This window comes from Aerococcus sp. HMSC062A02 (assembly GCF_001809535.1).
In the GTDB taxonomy this organism is placed as follows: Bacteria; Bacillota; Bacilli; order Lactobacillales; family Aerococcaceae; genus Aerococcus.
Genome location: NZ_KV797907.1, coordinates 73,370 through 89,282 on the forward strand (window position 1 = coordinate 73,370; position 15,913 = coordinate 89,282).

The 15,913-nt window shown below is 47.5% G+C and carries 13 protein-coding genes; 11 read left to right on the forward strand and 2 right to left on the reverse strand.

Annotated features, from left to right (window positions below; translation table 11 throughout):
- The 10 genes from HMPREF2626_RS00435 (at position 1) to HMPREF2626_RS00480 (ending at position 13,274) form a co-directional block, all read left to right on the forward strand.
- Entirely contained in the window at positions 1 to 708 is a 708-nt protein-coding gene (locus tag HMPREF2626_RS00435) for an ABC transporter ATP-binding protein (RefSeq protein WP_070616525.1), read from the forward strand.
- Between the two features lie 133 nt (positions 709 to 841).
- Entirely contained in the window at positions 842 to 1,483 is a 642-nt protein-coding gene (locus HMPREF2626_RS00440) for a glycoside hydrolase family 73 protein (RefSeq protein ID WP_070616528.1), read from the forward strand.
- A 76-nt stretch (positions 1,484 to 1,559) separates the two neighbouring features.
- On the forward strand, positions 1,560 to 2,216 hold the full coding sequence (locus HMPREF2626_RS00445) for a GntR family transcriptional regulator (protein WP_070616530.1): 657 nt from the start codon (positions 1,560 to 1,562) through the stop codon (positions 2,214 to 2,216).
- Between the two features lie 424 nt (positions 2,217 to 2,640).
- Entirely contained in the window at positions 2,641 to 5,115 is a 2,475-nt protein-coding gene (locus tag HMPREF2626_RS00450) for a UvrD-helicase domain-containing protein (protein WP_070616532.1), read from the forward strand.
- Between the two features lie 20 nt (positions 5,116 to 5,135).
- The gene (gene ligA / locus HMPREF2626_RS00455) at positions 5,136 to 7,130 is read left to right on the forward strand and encodes an NAD-dependent DNA ligase LigA (RefSeq protein WP_070616534.1); all 1,995 of its coding nucleotides are present in this window, start codon (positions 5,136 to 5,138) and stop codon (positions 7,128 to 7,130) included.
- A gap of 67 nt (positions 7,131 to 7,197) precedes the next feature.
- Positions 7,198 to 8,331, forward strand: coding sequence for a CamS family sex pheromone protein (locus HMPREF2626_RS00460; RefSeq protein ID WP_070616536.1), 1,134 nt, complete (start codon positions 7,198 to 7,200; stop codon positions 8,329 to 8,331).
- A 185-nt stretch (positions 8,332 to 8,516) separates the two neighbouring features.
- Positions 8,517 to 8,822 carry an Asp-tRNA(Asn)/Glu-tRNA(Gln) amidotransferase subunit GatC gene (gatC, locus tag HMPREF2626_RS00465; RefSeq protein ID WP_067974773.1) on the forward strand — a complete coding sequence of 102 codons (306 nt, stop codon included), beginning with the start codon at positions 8,517 to 8,519 and terminating at the stop codon, positions 8,820 to 8,822.
- Positions 8,822 to 10,276, forward strand: a complete 1,455-nt coding sequence (gene gatA / locus HMPREF2626_RS00470) for an Asp-tRNA(Asn)/Glu-tRNA(Gln) amidotransferase subunit GatA (RefSeq protein ID WP_070616538.1) — start codon at positions 8,822 to 8,824, stop codon at positions 10,274 to 10,276. The genes gatC and gatA overlap by 1 nt, the downstream gene beginning before the upstream one ends.
- Before the next feature lie 11 nt (positions 10,277 to 10,287).
- Positions 10,288 to 11,715 (forward strand): Asp-tRNA(Asn)/Glu-tRNA(Gln) amidotransferase subunit GatB, encoded by a 1,428-nt coding sequence (gene gatB / locus HMPREF2626_RS00475; RefSeq protein WP_070616539.1) that lies wholly within the window; start codon positions 10,288 to 10,290, stop codon positions 11,713 to 11,715.
- 305 nt (positions 11,716 to 12,020) lie between these two features.
- Complete coding sequence (locus tag HMPREF2626_RS00480; protein WP_083294265.1) at positions 12,021 to 13,274, forward strand: YkvI family membrane protein; 1,254 nt, start codon at positions 12,021 to 12,023, stop codon at positions 13,272 to 13,274.
- Between the two features lie 113 nt (positions 13,275 to 13,387).
- Here HMPREF2626_RS00480 and HMPREF2626_RS00485 read toward each other — a convergent pair whose 3' ends face one another.
- Together HMPREF2626_RS00485 and HMPREF2626_RS00490 are read right to left on the reverse strand one after the other, a co-directional pair.
- A complete protein-coding gene (locus tag HMPREF2626_RS00485) occupies positions 13,388 to 14,452 on the reverse strand; it encodes a methyltransferase domain-containing protein (protein WP_070616542.1) in 1,065 nt (354 codons plus the stop codon).
- Between the two features lie 80 nt (positions 14,453 to 14,532).
- Complete coding sequence (locus tag HMPREF2626_RS00490; RefSeq protein ID WP_070616544.1) at positions 14,533 to 14,859, reverse strand: TIGR02328 family protein; 327 nt, start codon at positions 14,857 to 14,859, stop codon at positions 14,533 to 14,535.
- A 117-nt stretch (positions 14,860 to 14,976) separates the two neighbouring features.
- Here HMPREF2626_RS00490 and HMPREF2626_RS00495 point away from each other — a divergent pair, with 117 nt between their 5' ends.
- A complete protein-coding gene (locus HMPREF2626_RS00495) occupies positions 14,977 to 15,804 on the forward strand; it encodes an exodeoxyribonuclease III (protein WP_070616661.1) in 828 nt (275 codons plus the stop codon).
- Positions 15,805 to 15,913: the final 109 nt, after the last annotated feature.

Sequence of the window (15,913 nt, forward strand, 5' to 3'; positions counted from 1 at the left end):
ATGTTAGATATCCGAGATATCCATGTCTCATACGGCATGATTGAGGCTCTCAAAGGAATTGACCTCAAAGTTGAAGAAGGACAGATTGTTTCCTTGATTGGTTCGAATGGGGCGGGTAAGACGACGACACTCAAGACCATCTCAGGTCTCTTGCGGCCCACAACAGGGGAAATCCTATTTGAAGGCAAGCCCTTACAGAAGATGTCGACCATTCAAATCGTCCGCAATGGAATTTTACAGGTACCAGAAGGCCGTCATGTCTTCCCTAAGATGACCGTCTATGAAAACCTCTTGATGGGCGCTTATTCACGGACCGACCGTTTACAAATCATTGAAGATATTGAACATATGTTTGAATTCTTCCCCATTCTAAAGGAGCGCTTGAACCAAGATGCGGCGACCCTTTCCGGTGGGGAACAGCAGATGCTAGCTATGGCCCGAGCTCTGATGGCCAAGCCAAGGTTACTCTTGCTCGATGAGCCTTCTATGGGGCTTGCGCCGATTATTATCCAACAAATCTTTGAGATTATCCAAAAGATCCACAAAGAAGAAGGGACAACCGTGCTTTTGATTGAACAGAATGCCAAGTCTGCCTTGGAGATCTCTGACTATGCCTATGTGCTTGAAGTCGGCCGGATTACGGCAGAAGGTCGCGGTAGCGAACTCTTAGATTCAGAAGAAGTCCAAAAAGCCTATCTGGGCGGCTAGCAATCCTCCCATTCACTGCATCCTTGCAGGCATTCTGCCTGGGTAAAGGGTGCAGTTTTTTACTTGATGGGTGGGGGAGTAAAGTTTCTTTTTCTTGTTCAATTGTGTAAAATAGAAGGGAAGGAGGAATGCTATGGCAAAGCGCAAAAAGTCTCGATTAAAAAGAATTAAATTATGGAAGCAGCCAGCTCGCTCGCGGAGGCAGAAAATCCTCCTAGGGGCGCTTTTTGTCTTTGCGCTAGGGCTCCTAATTTGGCCATCTATAAGATTAGAGAGTCATGAGGAAGATCAGACGACAGAGGAATTTTTGGATGAGATTGGTCAGTATGCGGCTGCCAATGCCGACAAGTCGGGCGTCCTACCTAGCTTGGTTGTGGCTCAAGCAGCGATTGAGTCGGACTTTGGCCGTAGCCAGCTCGCCCGCGACTATAATAACCTTTTTGGGCGGAAGGCTTATGGGAGTGAGCGGGCGGTCAACTTGCCAACCCAGGAATATACGGCGGCTGGTTATGAGACGGTGGAGGCCCCCTTTAAGGTCTACCCTTCTTGGAAGGCAGCAGTAACTGACCATGGGCGTTTGATGCAGGAGGGAACCGATTGGAACCCAGACCTCTACCTGCCAGTGCGTCAAGCTGAAGATTACAAGACAGCGGCTTACGCCTTGCAGGAAGCAGGTTATGCAACAGATCCTCACTATGCAGAAAAATTAATTGAAATCATCGAAAGCTATGGTTTAACAAAATATGATAACTTAGATAAAAATACAATATTTTAAACTTTGCATTTTTAATTCTTTGTGCTATATTAAAAGTAAGTTAAAATCAACTAACAGTCGATTGGAGGGGAATTTGGTGGCCAAGACGCAAAGCTATAAAGATACTGCTTATGAGTATCTTAAAGAACGTATAGATAATAATATTTTGTTGCCTGATACCCACTTGAAGGAAGTTGAAATCGCCAACAAGTTAGGGATGAGCCGGACGCCTGTACGTCGTGCAATGGCCCAACTTGAAGAAGAAGGTTATGTTAAGATTGAACCTTATAAGGGAGCGGTTGTAATCAAATCTTCTTTAACTTCAACGGCTATTGTCGAGCGGCTACAGTTTGTTGAGCTGATGGCTATGCACTTATTCCAACACATGCAAAATAAGGATATTCATGTAGACAAGGAAGAATTGCATGAGATAGTTGAAGAAATGGAACGGGGACGAGAGTCGGAAGATGATGCAACTTATTATGCGGCAGAGTTCAAGCTCTTTCGCTTTTTAGCCTTCTATCATTCCAACTCCTACTTCCGTCAAATTGGCTTAAGTACCATTGCCACCTTGCATGAACTTTACTTAAAAAATGTCAAAGCAGACCAACGGAATTTCGCAAAAGAACGGAATGAAACCTCGGACGTTTATCCCGAATTCATCCGTGCCATAGAAGAAGCAGACTATCCCAACGCCCGCAAACAAGTAAGAATCTGGATGAACCAACTCATACTCAACCAAATCAATAGTTAACGGAGGGTGTGAGGGAGCGCTGTTAGAAGAGGAGCCACTTCTGCGCGCCCGAACCCGACTATAGGGTGTGAGCAGAGGCGTTCAGAAAGGAATGACTGGAGGCAAAAGCCAGAGAAGGCTGAAGGCCTTCGACGGACTTTTATGAAGAGGAGCCCTTTCTGCATCCTCGAACCCAACTAAGCAGGGTGTGAGAGGATGCGGGAGAAAGGGACCTCTGGAGTAAAAGGCAAGAGAAGGCTATGAGCCTTCGACGAACTTTTATGAAGAGGAGCCCTATCTGCATCCTCGAACCCAACTAAAGTAAAGCTACCCCAAAAGAAGGCCTTTGATCAGGCCTTTTTTCTTGTCTTGATAGGCCCCTGGTGATTGAAGGGGCGAGGGATAAATGATAGACTTGAGAAGTATTTAGTGAAGGGAGACTAAGATGGCAAGCAGGGAAGATTTAATTCAAGGACTCAACGATAAACAAAAAGAAGCTGTGCAGTGTACCGAAGGCCCGCTCTTGATTATGGCTGGGGCAGGCTCGGGTAAAACCCGGGTCTTGACCCATCGGATGGCCTATATTTTAAGCGAGAAGGATGTTCGCCCTTGGAATCTACTGGCGATTACCTTTACCAATAAGGCTGCAAAAGAAATGCGCGAGCGGGTGGACCAGTTGATTGGTCAAGGTGCAGAGGCTATGTGGGTGGCAACCTTCCACTCCATGTGTGTCCGTATCCTCAGACGGGAAGCAGAAGCAATCGGCCTTTCGCGCTCCTTCACCATTGCTGATCCAGCTGAGCAGCAGACCTTAATTAAACAAGTGATGAAAGACCTCAACATTGACACGACTAAGTTCAAGCCACGGATGATCTTGGGCAAGATTTCGGATGCTAAGAATAATTTGCAGACGCCTGACCAGTATGCAGATAGGCATTCTGGCCTGATTGAAGATATCGTGGCTAAGTGCTATGCAGCCTATCAGAAACAATTATTGGCGGCCCAATCCTTGGACTTTGATGATTTAATCATGTATACGGTACGCTTATTTGAAGAACAGAAGGAAGTTTTGCGCTACTACCAGCAGAAATTCCAATATATCCATGTAGACGAATATCAGGATACTAATGAAGCCCAGTACCGCCTAGTCAAGCTATTGGCCGATTACTTCAAGAATATCTGTGTGGTGGGAGACGCCGACCAGTCCATCTATGGCTGGCGGGGGGCTAATATGGAGAATATCCTAAATTTTGAAGAGGATTATCCCGAAGCCAAAGTCGTTCTCTTGGAACAGAATTATCGGTCTACTAAGACGATCCTGGCTGCAGCTAACGATGTGATCGGTCGCAACCAGAAGCGCAAAGAAAAAGACCTCTGGACAGACAATGACCAAGGCGAGAAGATCCATTATTACCGGGCACAAACTGAGCAGGATGAGAGTTACTTTGTTATTGAAGAAATTAAAAAGGCCCTCCAAAAAAACTACCAGTACAAGGATATAGCCGTCCTCTACCGGACCAATGCTCAGTCACGGGTGGTCGAAGAAAACCTGGTTAAGGCTAACCTGCCTTACCGCATTGTCGGGGGCTTGAAATTCTATGACCGTAAAGAAATTAAAGATATCCTAGCGTATTTACGCTTACTGGCTAATCCCCAAGACAATCTCAGCTTTACCCGGGTAGTGAATGTACCTAAGCGAGGCGTAGGGCCAGGCAGCTTGGATAAATTGCGCCAATTTGCCAGTGACCAGGGCTTGACCCTCTTGCAGGCAGCAGGTCATGTTGATTATGCACCGATTTCTGGTAAGGCCGCTAAATCGCTGAAAAATTTTGCGCAGATGCTAGCTGACCTTAACCAGGAACGGGCTGAGCTCAGCATCCGCCAACTAACAGAGAAGGTTTTAGACCAATCTGGCTACCAGGAAGACCTAGAAAATCAGAAGACTCTGGAAGCCCAGACGCGCTTGGAGAATATCCAGGAATTCCTTTCCGTTGCGGATGAATTTGATAAGCGTTGTCAGGAGGAAGCGGGCAACCGGCAAGTCGCAGCGGAGGCAGATGACCAAGGCCAGCCGGTCCAAGTGGAAGCTATCCAATTGCCAGAAGGTCCTGGGCCATCTGCTCAAAAGCAAGAGGCAATCAGTCTCTTTGGCGATGACACCTTGGACCGCTTATTGGATGAGGAAGATTTAATGGCCCCTGAACTTGAGGAAGACCGCTTACTAGCCTTTCTCACCGACCTCTCCCTGGTAGCAGATACAGGCGAAGAGGAAGAAAGCACTAGCGGCCAGGTGACCCTGATGACCCTCCATGCGGCTAAGGGATTGGAATTTCCTATTGTTTTTATGATCGGTATGGAAGAAGGTCTCTTCCCCTTGTCCCGGGCAGCTCAAGACCCAGATGAATTAGAGGAGGAGCGGCGCTTGGCCTATGTTGGAATTACCCGTGCTGAAGAGAAACTCTACCTCAGCAATAGTTACAGTCGCATGCTCTATGGTAAGCGTGAAGCCCATGCTCCCTCACGCTTTATTGAAGAGATCGATGCCGAACATCTCGACCAATCTGCTAAGCAAGCGACCAGCTTTTCCTTCGATTTTGGTCAAGGTCAAGCTACGACAGCTGGGTCCTACCGCAATTACCTCAAAGGCAAGCGCCAGGAACGGGCAGGGGCCCAGACTTATTACGACCGACAAGCTAAGGAAGCCAAGCGCTCCGTCTTTGACAAGCCGCAAAGTCAAAGCGAGTCGTCGGAACAAGAAACCGCCTGGCGGGTTGGCGACAAGGCCCAGCATAAGAAGTGGGGCCTAGGCACCGTTGTCAAAGTGACCGGCGAGGGGAATGACCAAGAATTAGATATTGCCTTTAAAGCGCAGGGAATCAAACGCTTGTTAGCAGCCTTTGCGCCGATTGAGAAAGTTTAAGAAGGAGGGGTCAAAAGCCAGTGGATGCTAAAGAAGAAATTCGAAAATTGACCGAGCAATTGAACCACTATGCCTATGAGTACTATGTCTTAGACCAACCGAGCGTGACTGATGCGGACTACGACCAAGCCTACCGACGTTTAGAGGACTTGGAGGCTCGTTATCCAGATTATATTCAGGCTGATTCACCTACCCAACGCGTTGGGGATAAGTTAGATAATCGTTTCGAGAAAGTCCAACACCCCACGCCGATGTTATCTTTGGGAGATGTTTTCGATCGTCAGGAATTAGAAGACTTCATGGCTTCCGTGGAACGGGGTTTAGGTTTTATGCCCCGCTTTGTTTGTGAAATGAAGATTGATGGTCTGTCGGTTTCGATTCGCTACCAAGCGGGCGCCTATCAAGGGGCGGCTACCCGGGGCGATGGGACGGTAGGCGAAGATATTACGGCGAATGTGAAGACGATCTCGGCCGTGCCGATGCGCTTGCGGGAGGATCAAGACCTGGAAGTGCGCGGGGAGATCTATATGCCCAAAGCTTCTTTCAAACAGTTGAATGAACAGCGTGAAGAGGCGGGACAGGCTACCTTTGCTAATCCTCGTAATTCGGCAGCTGGTTCGGTCCGCCAACTCGATCCTAAGGTCACGGCCCAAAGAAAACTGAATGTCTTTCTTTACAGCGGCGTCTTTGATGAGTCACTGGGTGTGTCTAGCCAGTCTGAACTCCTAGCCCGCTTGCCCGAGCTGGGTTTGCGGGTTAATCCTAATTACCGGATCTGTCAGACAGCTGAAGAAGTTTGGGCTTATGTGGATGAGGTCCAAGAGAAACGTCATGAGCTCGCCTATGAAATCGATGGCATTGTGATTAAGGTGGACCGTTTTGAAGACCAGGAAGCTCTAGGTTATACCGTCAAGGCACCGCGCTGGGCCATTGCTTATAAGTTCCCAGCCGAACAAGCTCAGACCGAATTAAAGGATATTGAGTGGACGGTAGGTCGGACTGGGGTCGTCACTCCAACAGCGGTGATGACGCCTGTTCTCTTAGCTGGTTCAACGGTGCAGCGTGCCAGCCTCCACAATGCTGACTTGATCCAGGACAAGGACTTGCGTTTGGGCGACCAAATCATTATCCATAAGGCAGGGGATATCATCCCCGAAGTGGTCCGTGTCTTAGAAGACGAACGGCCAGCTGATAGTCAGCCCTATGCAATTCCCGAAACTTGCCCCGTTTGCGGCAGTGATTTGATCCATTTAGAGGATGAGGTTGCCCTGCGCTGTGTGAATCTAGCTTGTCCGGCCCAGGCCAAGGAGAAGCTCTACCATTTTGTATCCCGCAATGCTATGGATATCAGTGGGGTAGGCCCCCGCTTACTAGAACAGCTTTATGACCGTGACCTAGTCGGCGACCCTTCAGACCTTTACCAATTAGACAAGGAAAGCTTACTCGATCTCGATAAGGTAGGCGATAAATCTGCTGACAATATCTTGACGGCCATTGAAGCGTCCAAGGCGAATTCTCTGGAACGCTTGCTCTTTGCACTCGGTATCCGCCATGTCGGAGCTAAGGCCGCTAAAGACCTGGCCGCTCATCTTCCTAGTATGGAAGAACTGATTGCAGCTGACAAGGCCTCCTACTTAAGCGTTGATGGGATCGGTGAAATTATCGCTGACTCACTCGAAGAATTCTTCGCTAATGATGAGGTCCTAGCCTTGATTGAACGCTTGCGCGCAAGTGGCCTTAATATGACTTATTTAGGTGCTAGCCCGGAAAGCGTCGCCGACCAGGATTCCTTCTGGCAAGGGAAGACAGTGGTACTGACAGGTAAGCTAGACCAGTATACGCGCCAGGAAGCTAAGGCAGCCATTGAAGCCTTGGGTGGCAAGGTGACCGGATCTGTCTCTAAGAATACGGATATTCTCGTTGCTGGCGCTGATGCAGGGAGTAAGCTGACTAAGGCTCAGGATTTGGATGTGACGATTTTTACAGAAGGCGATATGGTTGACCGTCTCGATTAAAGACCTGGCCAGAGAATTATGCTAAAATAAGAGAAACTAGTTTTTAGAATAAGGGGAAAAATGAGTCATGAAACGATTACACCATAAATTGGGCTTGCTCGCCTGTCTGGCCCTGGCTCTCGCGGGCTGCCAGGGCCCAGACCAAGTCGAGGAAGGTCAGGCCCAGGAGAACAGTGGGCAAGCCTCGCAAGCTGAAGAACAAGATGTCCCGGCTCTTTCCATTAACCATTACCCAGCTGCGATTGAAGATGGCCATTATAAGATGAGTGAGAGTCGGGGCTTGATGGCCCGGCCAAGTTCAGAAGCCAACCTACGCAACTTTGAAGAGGGCCTCTACCGGATCGCAGAGGGGCAATTCTCGACGGAAGAATATTATTTCCAAGAAGGTCAGTTGATTACACGAGAAATGGCCAACCAGTGGTTAGGGGCTAAGACTAAAGACAATCCAGAGGGGCTCAACCCCGAAGGCAGTGCTTCGGATAAGCGAGAAGATTACCAGCCTAAGTATCTCAACAGTATTCTAGAATATAATTTTATGAAAAAAGACGATGAAGATAACTATCAGCTTGAAGGAGTCACTATTGGTTTAGCTCTCAATTCAGAAGATACCTTCAGCAATGGAGAAAGCCAGGAAAAAATAAGTATCGACAAGGACCAAGCCTTGGAACATGGCAAGCAGATTGCAGAAGAAGTGGTGGCACGGATTCGCAAGGATAAAAAATATGCCAAACTTCCTATTCAAGTGGCCCTCTTCTACAATGGTCCTACCGATAGTTTAGCCGGAGGATCTTATGCTTCCGAAGTGGTTTCGGTAGCCGGGACGGCCTTCTCGGACTGGGAGAACTATGACACCCAGCACTTGGTCTTCGGCGTTGATGATGCAGCGGCTGAAGAGGATAATGTAGCCTTCGCACGTTTCACTTCCGAAGTTGAAGATTTCTTCCCTCGCCTGAGTGGGATATCTGGGGTAGGAACATATGAAGAAGGACGCTTGAGCCAGATTGATATTGAAATCAATACCCAGTTCGATAGCTATTCAGAGCTCGTTGCCCTGGTCCAACATACCATGAACACGGCCAATACAATCTTTAGGAACAATCGAGGAAGTATTAGCATCCGCGTGGAAGGACCGAGTGGCGTACGTGCCATTATGGAAAGGCAAGCGGGCGAGAATAATTTCACTTATGAAATGATCTCCTAAAGACTTGTAGGATCCTTGCCGTTGTGACCCCTTTCTGATTATGATAAAATAAGAAGGATGACAGTCTTTGCTGGAGTTTTTCCAGTTAAGATGTGGCCTTGAACCACCATCTTTTGCTCAACCAGCTCATTCAAATTTTGACCTAAATGTAATGTTATAAAGTAAGCGACTAAGGAGGCGACAACATGGAAGTAAACAAAGATTTAATTCAGCATGTTGCAAAATTAGCAAAATTATCCTTTACGGATGAGGAAATTGATAAAATTACCGACAAATTCGAAAATATTATCCACATGGTAGACCAGTTAGAGGAAGTGGATACAACGGATACGCCGATTATGACCTGGGGGATTGACCTGGAAAATGTCTTGCGCGAAGATGAGCCTGTACCAGGCCCTGGCGCTGACGTGCTCTTGAAGAATGCGCAAACCCCTCGTGATGGTTTTATTGGTGTACCAACAGTTATCGATGAAAGTGAGGACAATGCCTAATGAGTAAGAGATTTGAGGAAACAATCCGTGGCCTGAACCAACAATTAGTCGATGGCGACATTACAGCTGTTGAACTAGTTGAAGAGACCATCGCTCGCATCAAAGATTTAGATGAAACTTACAATGCTTTTATCACTCTGAATGAAGAAGCGGCACTCGAAGCCGCTAAGGCGAGTGATGAAGCGGGCTACAGCACCGACCGTCCCCTACAAGGGATTCCTTTGGGGATTAAGGACAACATCGTGACGGAAAACTTGCGGACAACAGCCGCTTCCCGGATGTTGGAAAATTTTGTTCCAGTCTATAATTCAACGGTCTGCGACCGCTTAGAAGCTGCTGGGGCTATTATTATCGGTAAGCTAAATATGGACGAATTCGCTATGGGCGGGTCTACGGAAACTTCTTATTTCGGTCAAACCCGCAACCCATGGGATACCGACCGAGTTCCTGGTGGCTCTTCCGGTGGTTCAGCTGCGGCTGTCGCTGGGGGCGAAGTCGTTGCTGCTCTAGGTTCTGATACTGGGGGGTCTATCCGCCAACCGGCTGCTTTTACAGGGATTGTTGGTCTAAAACCAACTTATGGCCTGGTTTCTCGTTGGGGGCTAATTGCCTTCGGGAGCTCTTTTGACCAGATTGGGCCAATGACCCGGACTGTGGAAGATAATGCCATTATTCTCGAAGCCATTGCTGGCCATGATGACCACGACTCAACGACAGCTGACTTGACAGTACCTAAATACAGCCAAAACCTTGATGACGGTATTGAAGGACTCAAGGTCGCTGTACCAAAAGAATTCTTCGCTGAAGGCGTCGATGAAAAGGTACAAGAAAATGTCCGTCAAGCCATTGCTAAATTAGAAGAATTAGGGGCTATTGTTGAAGAAGTCAGCATTCCCCACTTAAAATACGGCATTCCTGCTTACTATATCCTTGCTTCATCAGAAGCTTCTTCTAACCTCCAACGTTTTGACGGTGTTCGCTACGGCTACCGGGCAGAAAATGTTAAGGACTTGGAAGATCTCTATGTGCGCACACGGTCTGAAGGTTTCGGATCAGAAGTTAAGATGCGTATTATGTTGGGGACTTTCGCCTTATCATCCGGTTACTTCGATGCCTACTTCAACAAGGCAGGCAAGGTGCGTTACCTACTCCGTCAAGAGCTGGCTTCTGTCTTTGAAAAATACGATGTCATTGCAGGACCTGTTTCCACAACACCCGCTTATAAGTTGGGTGAGCGTGTCGATGATCCGCTACAAATGTACATGGCTGACCTCTTAACCGTGCCGGTCAATCTAGCTGGCCTGCCAGGCATGTCGGTTCCAGCCGGATTTGATGAAGATGGCTTGCCAATTGGTCTCCAATTAATTGGTAACTACTTCGATGAATCCACGCTCTACAAGACGGCTTATGCCTTCGAACAAGCAACTGACTACCAAAGTAAACACCCAGAATAGGAGGAAACAGCGTGAATTATGAAACAGTCATTGGTCTGGAAGTCCATGTTGAATTAAAGACCAAGTCTAAAGTTTTTTCTAGTGCTCCTACCAGTTTCGGAGCTGCCCCAAATGAGAATACCAATGTGGTGGACTGGGGCTATCCAGGCGTCCTGCCTTTCACTAATAAAAAGGCTGTTCATTATGGCTTAAGAGCTGCGACGGCCTTAAACTGCCAAGTGAACCCTCGTCAATACTTTGACCGGAAGAACTACTTCTACCCAGATAACCCTAAAGCTTATCAAATTTCTCAATTAGACAAGCCACTAGGTGAACATGGTTATGTCGATATTGAAGTCAATGGAGAGACCAAGCGGATCGGGATCGAACGGATCCACTTGGAAGAAGATGCCGGGAAGAGTATCCACTCTGGCCAAGGCTCTCTGGTTGACTTAAACCGCCAAGGGACACCCCTTGTTGAAATTGTTTCTGAAGCAGATATGCGCTCGCCTGAAGAAGCCTATGCCTATCTTGAAAAGATTCGTGAAATCATGATGTTTATCAATGTTTCCGATGTGAAGATGGAAGAAGGGTCCATGCGTTGCGATGCGAATATTTCCCTCCGTCCTTATGGGCAAGAAGCTTTCGGAACTAAGACCGAAATTAAGAACTTGAACTCCTTTAACAATGTGCGTCGCGGCCTGGCTTATGAAGAGAAACGCCAAGCTCAAGTTCTTAACAGTGGTGACCAAATCTTACAATCTACCCTGCGTTGGGACGATGCCAATAACAAGACAGTCTTGATGCGTGTTAAGGAAGGAGAAGCGGACTACCGTTACTTCCCAGAACCTGACCTACCTCCATTTACAGTCAGCCAGGAAGAATTAGACCAAATCAAGGCTGACATGCCTGAGATGCCAGACCAACGCCGTAAACGTTACATTGAAGAATTCGGTCTGCCAGAATACGACGCCAAAGTCTTAACCTTGACCCGTGAAATGTCTGAGTTCTTCGACGCCGCGGTAGCTGCAGGCGCTGATCCGAAGCAAGCTTCGAACTGGTTAATGGGCGAAGTCTCTGCTTATCTAAACGATAATGCTAAGCGGCTTGATGAAATCGGCTTAACACCTGATAACTTAGCCGAAATGATCCAACTTATCCAAGACGGGACGATTTCTAGCAAGATCGGGAAGAAAGTCTTCAAGCACCTCGCTGAAGAGGGCGGGTCTGCTAAGGCATATGTTGAATCAGCAGGACTGGTTCAAATCTCTGATCCTGAACAATTAGTCCCAATGATTAACGACGTCATTGATGCTAACCCTCAATCCTTGGAAGACTACCAAGCTGGTAAGAAGAAAGCAATGGGCTTCTTAGTTGGTCAGATTATGAAGGAAACACGTGGTCAAGCCAACCCACAAGTTGTCAACCAACTGCTTAAAGAAGAATTAGATAAACGTTAAGTCTGATTCAAATAGGAGAGGGTGACAAAAGTCGATCAGGCCTGACTTTTGGAGCATGTTTTTGAAAAAAAGTTCGCTATTTAAAAAGAGGCTGGAACATTTGTCCCAGCTTCTTTTTTTGCTTCATTTTCAAATCGGCTGTCCTGTCTATTAAGCGATAGCTGGCTCGCTAATGGGGCTCTCTAAATAATAGGTCGAACAGTTTTTCCAAAGAGCGTCTTGCCCTTATTACTGGCATTAAAAGAAATTGCCATTATAATTAAAGTTAAGAAAACGTTAATGTTAAGGAAGGGAAAGGGCTTACTATGGATGCTAAAATAAAAAATATGTTCCACATCGGACTGGCCTACTTGGGTGTCATCATTGGGGCTGGATTTGCGAGTGGTAAGGAGATGCTGCAGTACTTTGTTAGTTTTGGCAAAGAGGGAATTTGGGGTGTGGCCCTGTCGGCATGCCTCTTTATTATTGGGGGGATCATCCTCCTCCAGTTTGGTTCTTACTACAAGGCCCAGGAGCACAGCGAACTTTTCAACCATATTTCTTCGCCCCTGGTGTCAAAAATTATTGATTTTATTATTAATATGAATCTCTTCTGTACGGGCTTTATTATGATTGCAGGAGCGGGGACTAATCTCAACCAGCAGTTCGGCTTACCCATCTGGATGGGAGCCTTGATCTTGTCGGGCATGGTAATTGTCACTGCCTATATGGATGTGGACCGGGTGACGACTTTGATTGGTGCCATTACGCCTTTTGTCATTGCTTTTCTGATTGGGATCCTTATCCATACCCTGATCCAACAGCCTCTGACCTTTGACGAAGCGATGGCACTATCAGCTAGTCAACCGACGACTCTGCCGAATTGGTTGATTTCGACTCTGAATTATTCCTGCCTGGCCTTGATGCTAGCCTTGTCCATGGCAGTTGTGATTGGTGGGGAACAGTACAGTCCCAAGCAGGCAGGTTTTGGCGGGCTCTTCGGAGGCCTCTTGGTTGGAGCCCTCCTCTTCGCTTCCTTTTTCTCCATTAGCTTGAATATCGACCAGGTGGCAGGGTCATCCATGCCCCTCTTAGCCCTCTTCAACGTTATTAATCCAAGGCTGGGCTTGGTCATGGCGCTGATTATCTTTGGTATGATTTACAATACAGCCATCGGAACCTACTATGCCCTAGCCAAGCGAGTATCGCGGGCCCATCCAGAAAAATTCAGCCGCAATATGATTTTTTTAGTAGCGGTTGGTTTTGTCCTTTCCTTTATCGGATTTGAAACCTTAGTGGCCTATCTCTTCCCCTTTATTGGCTATTGTGGCTTCTTCGTGATTGCCTTATTAATCACCCAATGGGCCCTCCGCTACCGTCACATTCATAAAGAAAGCGGGATTCGCGATCGTTTACTGGAACATGAGGAGCGGCGCTTATCGGAGGACTATGACTTTGACCGGGAAGACGCTGCCCAGATGCGCGACCTTTACGACGAATCGCGTGTGGATAATAAGGAACTATATGATGAAGTGACTGAAATTGGTCAAGAAGAATTTGGTGAAGATGGCGATCAGTAGATTTTCGACATAGTCCTTATTTTAAAGATGAAAATAGCAACCTAGAACAAGTTTTTCCTATTCTAGGCTGCTATTTTTAGTATATTCAGAATTAAGTTTAGCTGACTGCTTGCCTAGCAGCAGCAGGAAGAAGTACTCCGGTCTTCACTTACTGGGGTCCTTGCGCTTCCCCCTTGGCAGTCGAAGGCACCGAAGTGTTGGCTGCGGTCGCCGATGATTTTAAAATAAGGGGCAAAACGGCTGTGCTCTAGCATAGCGCAGGTATTTCCACAGACCTTGGCTGGCAGGCCCTTGTCGAAGGGGTGGTCTAAGTCCAGGTAAAAGCGGTCTTCATGGCCTGGTACGCCACCTTGGTAGATGGCAATCTGTCCATATTCTTCGCAGGCATCTTCAAGGAGGTTAGGCAATTTAAAGGCCCGGACGGTGGCAGAGACAAAGCCAATGTTGCCAATCAGCTTTTCAATCCGGCCATTACCAATAGGAGCTGGGACATTAGCCGTGTAGCGGAAGTCTAGCCAACCAAGTTTTTGCATTAAACGTCGGAAGTCGGCTTGGTACATGGCACCGGCTAAACATTCACCGAGCAGGACAGTGTTTTGGCTGAGCTCTTCGGGTAAACGGCGGTCTGCAAAGATATCAGAAAAATAAAGTTCACCGGAGGGCTTAAGTACCCGCCAGATTTCGCTAAAGACTTTCTCCTTGTCGGGTGAAAGATTAATCACACAGTTTGAGACGACGATATCAATCGAGTCATCATCAATGCCTAGAGCCTTTAGATCTTCAATATAACCCTGCTTAAAGCTAACATTGGATGATTGATAGCCGAATTTGCGGGCCATCTTATCTTGGTATTTTTGGGCAATAGCTAGTTGGTCAGGGTTCATATCTACTCCAATTACTCGACCCTTTTCGCCGACGAGATAGGAGAGGGTATAGACGTCGAGCCCGGTTCCACAGCCTAGGTCGAGCACAGTGAGTCCTTCGAGCAGGTCGGGGATAGGGGACCCACACCCATAGAAGCGCTCCTTAATTTCTTTAGGAATTTTGGAGCGAATGCGCTTAATTTCCCGAGGCAGGTCTTGTCCGGCTAGTGAACAGATCTGTGTAGCCATCTCGCCTTCTTGCTCAGTCGTGATTTGGCTGTAATAGTCTTTAACTTGCTTTCTTTGGTCTGTCATGGTCTCCTCCTTAGTTGAATTAAAATACTAACTATATGAAAAAACTATAGGGTGATTTCCTTACTCTTTAAATTAGCTAGTCACTCGTCCATATAAGCCACATCGTGTTCGGGATAGATGGGCTGGCTGATAGGAACTGCTTCTAAATTAGAGTAGGGCGCACACTTCTTGCCCCGATAATTCTTATCTTCCCAAGCCGGATCAGGATGGTAGCCCCGAGCCTTCATTTCATCGATAACGAGCTGGTGGTAGGCATAGAGCCGGTAGGGGGAATAGTTAAAAACATAGTCGACCGTCGCGTGTTTCTTCCCCCAGCCGCCTCCGCGCAAGGCCGCACACTCTCGGTGCTGGCCTGGGAGCTGTTGGCGGGGTAAGGCTGGAATCAGGTCCTGGTGCCAGAGTCGCATCTCAAACGCCCTCCTTTGTAGATAGTTTAACATAGTTCTGTCCGAGCTTTAATTAGAAGGGGTGGAGAATTTTATGTTAAACTGGATGCACGATTAGACGAAGGAGTTATTTAAATGATGAAATTTATTTCTTGGAATATTGATTCGCTGAATGCAGCACTGACGAGTGATTCGAACCGCGCTCAAATGTCCCGGGATGTCTTAGCGACGATCCAGACTTATGAGGCAGATGTTATTGCCATTCAGGAGACCAAGCTATCGAGCAAGGGACCGACCAAGAAGCACCAGGAAGCCTTGGCTGACTGGTTCCCTGGTTATCGCTATGCCTGGGTTTCGTCGGTTGAGCCTGCCCGCAAGTCCTATGCTGGCAATATGGTCCTCTTTAAGGAAGCTTTTGATCCTATCATTAGCTATCCCGAAATCCAAGCACCGGATACCATGGACCAGGAAGGCCGGCTGATTACCCTAGAATTTGAAGATTTTTATTTCAACCAAGTCTATACCCCAAATGCAGGGAATGGCCTCAAACGTCTAGCGGACCGTCAAGTTTGGGATCAAAAATATGCCGACTACCTAGCTAGCTTGGATGAAGACAAGCCGGTGATTGCGACGGGAGATTATAATGTTGCCCACCAGGAAATTGACCTGGCCCATCCTGAGAACAACCGACGTTCAGCTGGTTTTACAGATGAAGAACGCCAAGGCTTTACGCACTTGCTAGACCGCGGCTTTACGGATACCTTCCGCTACCTCCATGGCGATGTGGAAGGGGTCTACTCTTGGTGGGCCCAACGTGTCAAAACCAGTAAAATCAATAACTCTGGTTGGAGGATCGATTACTTCTTGACCAGCGATCGCCTCAGAGACCAGGTTCAAAAATCGGAAATGATTCATTCTGGTGACCGTCAGGACCACACGCCAATTTATCTCGAAGTCGACTTATAGAAAGGATGCACCATGCAGAAACGATATCCTAAATTCTTCCTAGCAGTTTTCATTATCCTCGTTCTCGCGACCATCTTCTGGCAAGCCCGGGGCTAAGTCATTTTTCGGT

What these genes read in the sequence shown, in the direction of transcription:
- HMPREF2626_RS00440 (WP_070616528.1), top strand. Translation starts at nt 842, where the DNA reads ATGGCAAAGCGCAAAAAGTCTCGATTAAAAAGAATTAAATTATGGAAG.
- gatC (WP_067974773.1), top strand. Translation starts at nt 8,517, where the DNA reads ATGGAAGTAAACAAAGATTTAATTCAGCATGTTGCAAAATTAGCAAAA.
- HMPREF2626_RS00460 (WP_070616536.1), top strand. Translation starts at nt 7,198, where the DNA reads ATGAAACGATTACACCATAAATTGGGCTTGCTCGCCTGTCTGGCCCTG.
- HMPREF2626_RS00435 (WP_070616525.1), top strand. Translation starts at nt 1, where the DNA reads ATGTTAGATATCCGAGATATCCATGTCTCATACGGCATGATTGAGGCT.
- HMPREF2626_RS00495 (WP_070616661.1), top strand. Translation starts at nt 14,977, where the DNA reads ATGAAATTTATTTCTTGGAATATTGATTCGCTGAATGCAGCACTGACG.
- HMPREF2626_RS00490 (WP_070616544.1), bottom strand. Translation starts at nt 14,859, where the DNA reads ATGCGACTCTGGCACCAGGACCTGATTCCAGCCTTACCCCGCCAACAG.
- HMPREF2626_RS00450 (WP_070616532.1), top strand. Translation starts at nt 2,641, where the DNA reads ATGGCAAGCAGGGAAGATTTAATTCAAGGACTCAACGATAAACAAAAA.
- HMPREF2626_RS00480 (WP_083294265.1), top strand. Translation starts at nt 12,021, where the DNA reads ATGGATGCTAAAATAAAAAATATGTTCCACATCGGACTGGCCTACTTG.
- gatA (WP_070616538.1), top strand. Translation starts at nt 8,822, where the DNA reads ATGAGTAAGAGATTTGAGGAAACAATCCGTGGCCTGAACCAACAATTA.
- HMPREF2626_RS00485 (WP_070616542.1), bottom strand. Translation starts at nt 14,452, where the DNA reads ATGACAGACCAAAGAAAGCAAGTTAAAGACTATTACAGCCAAATCACG.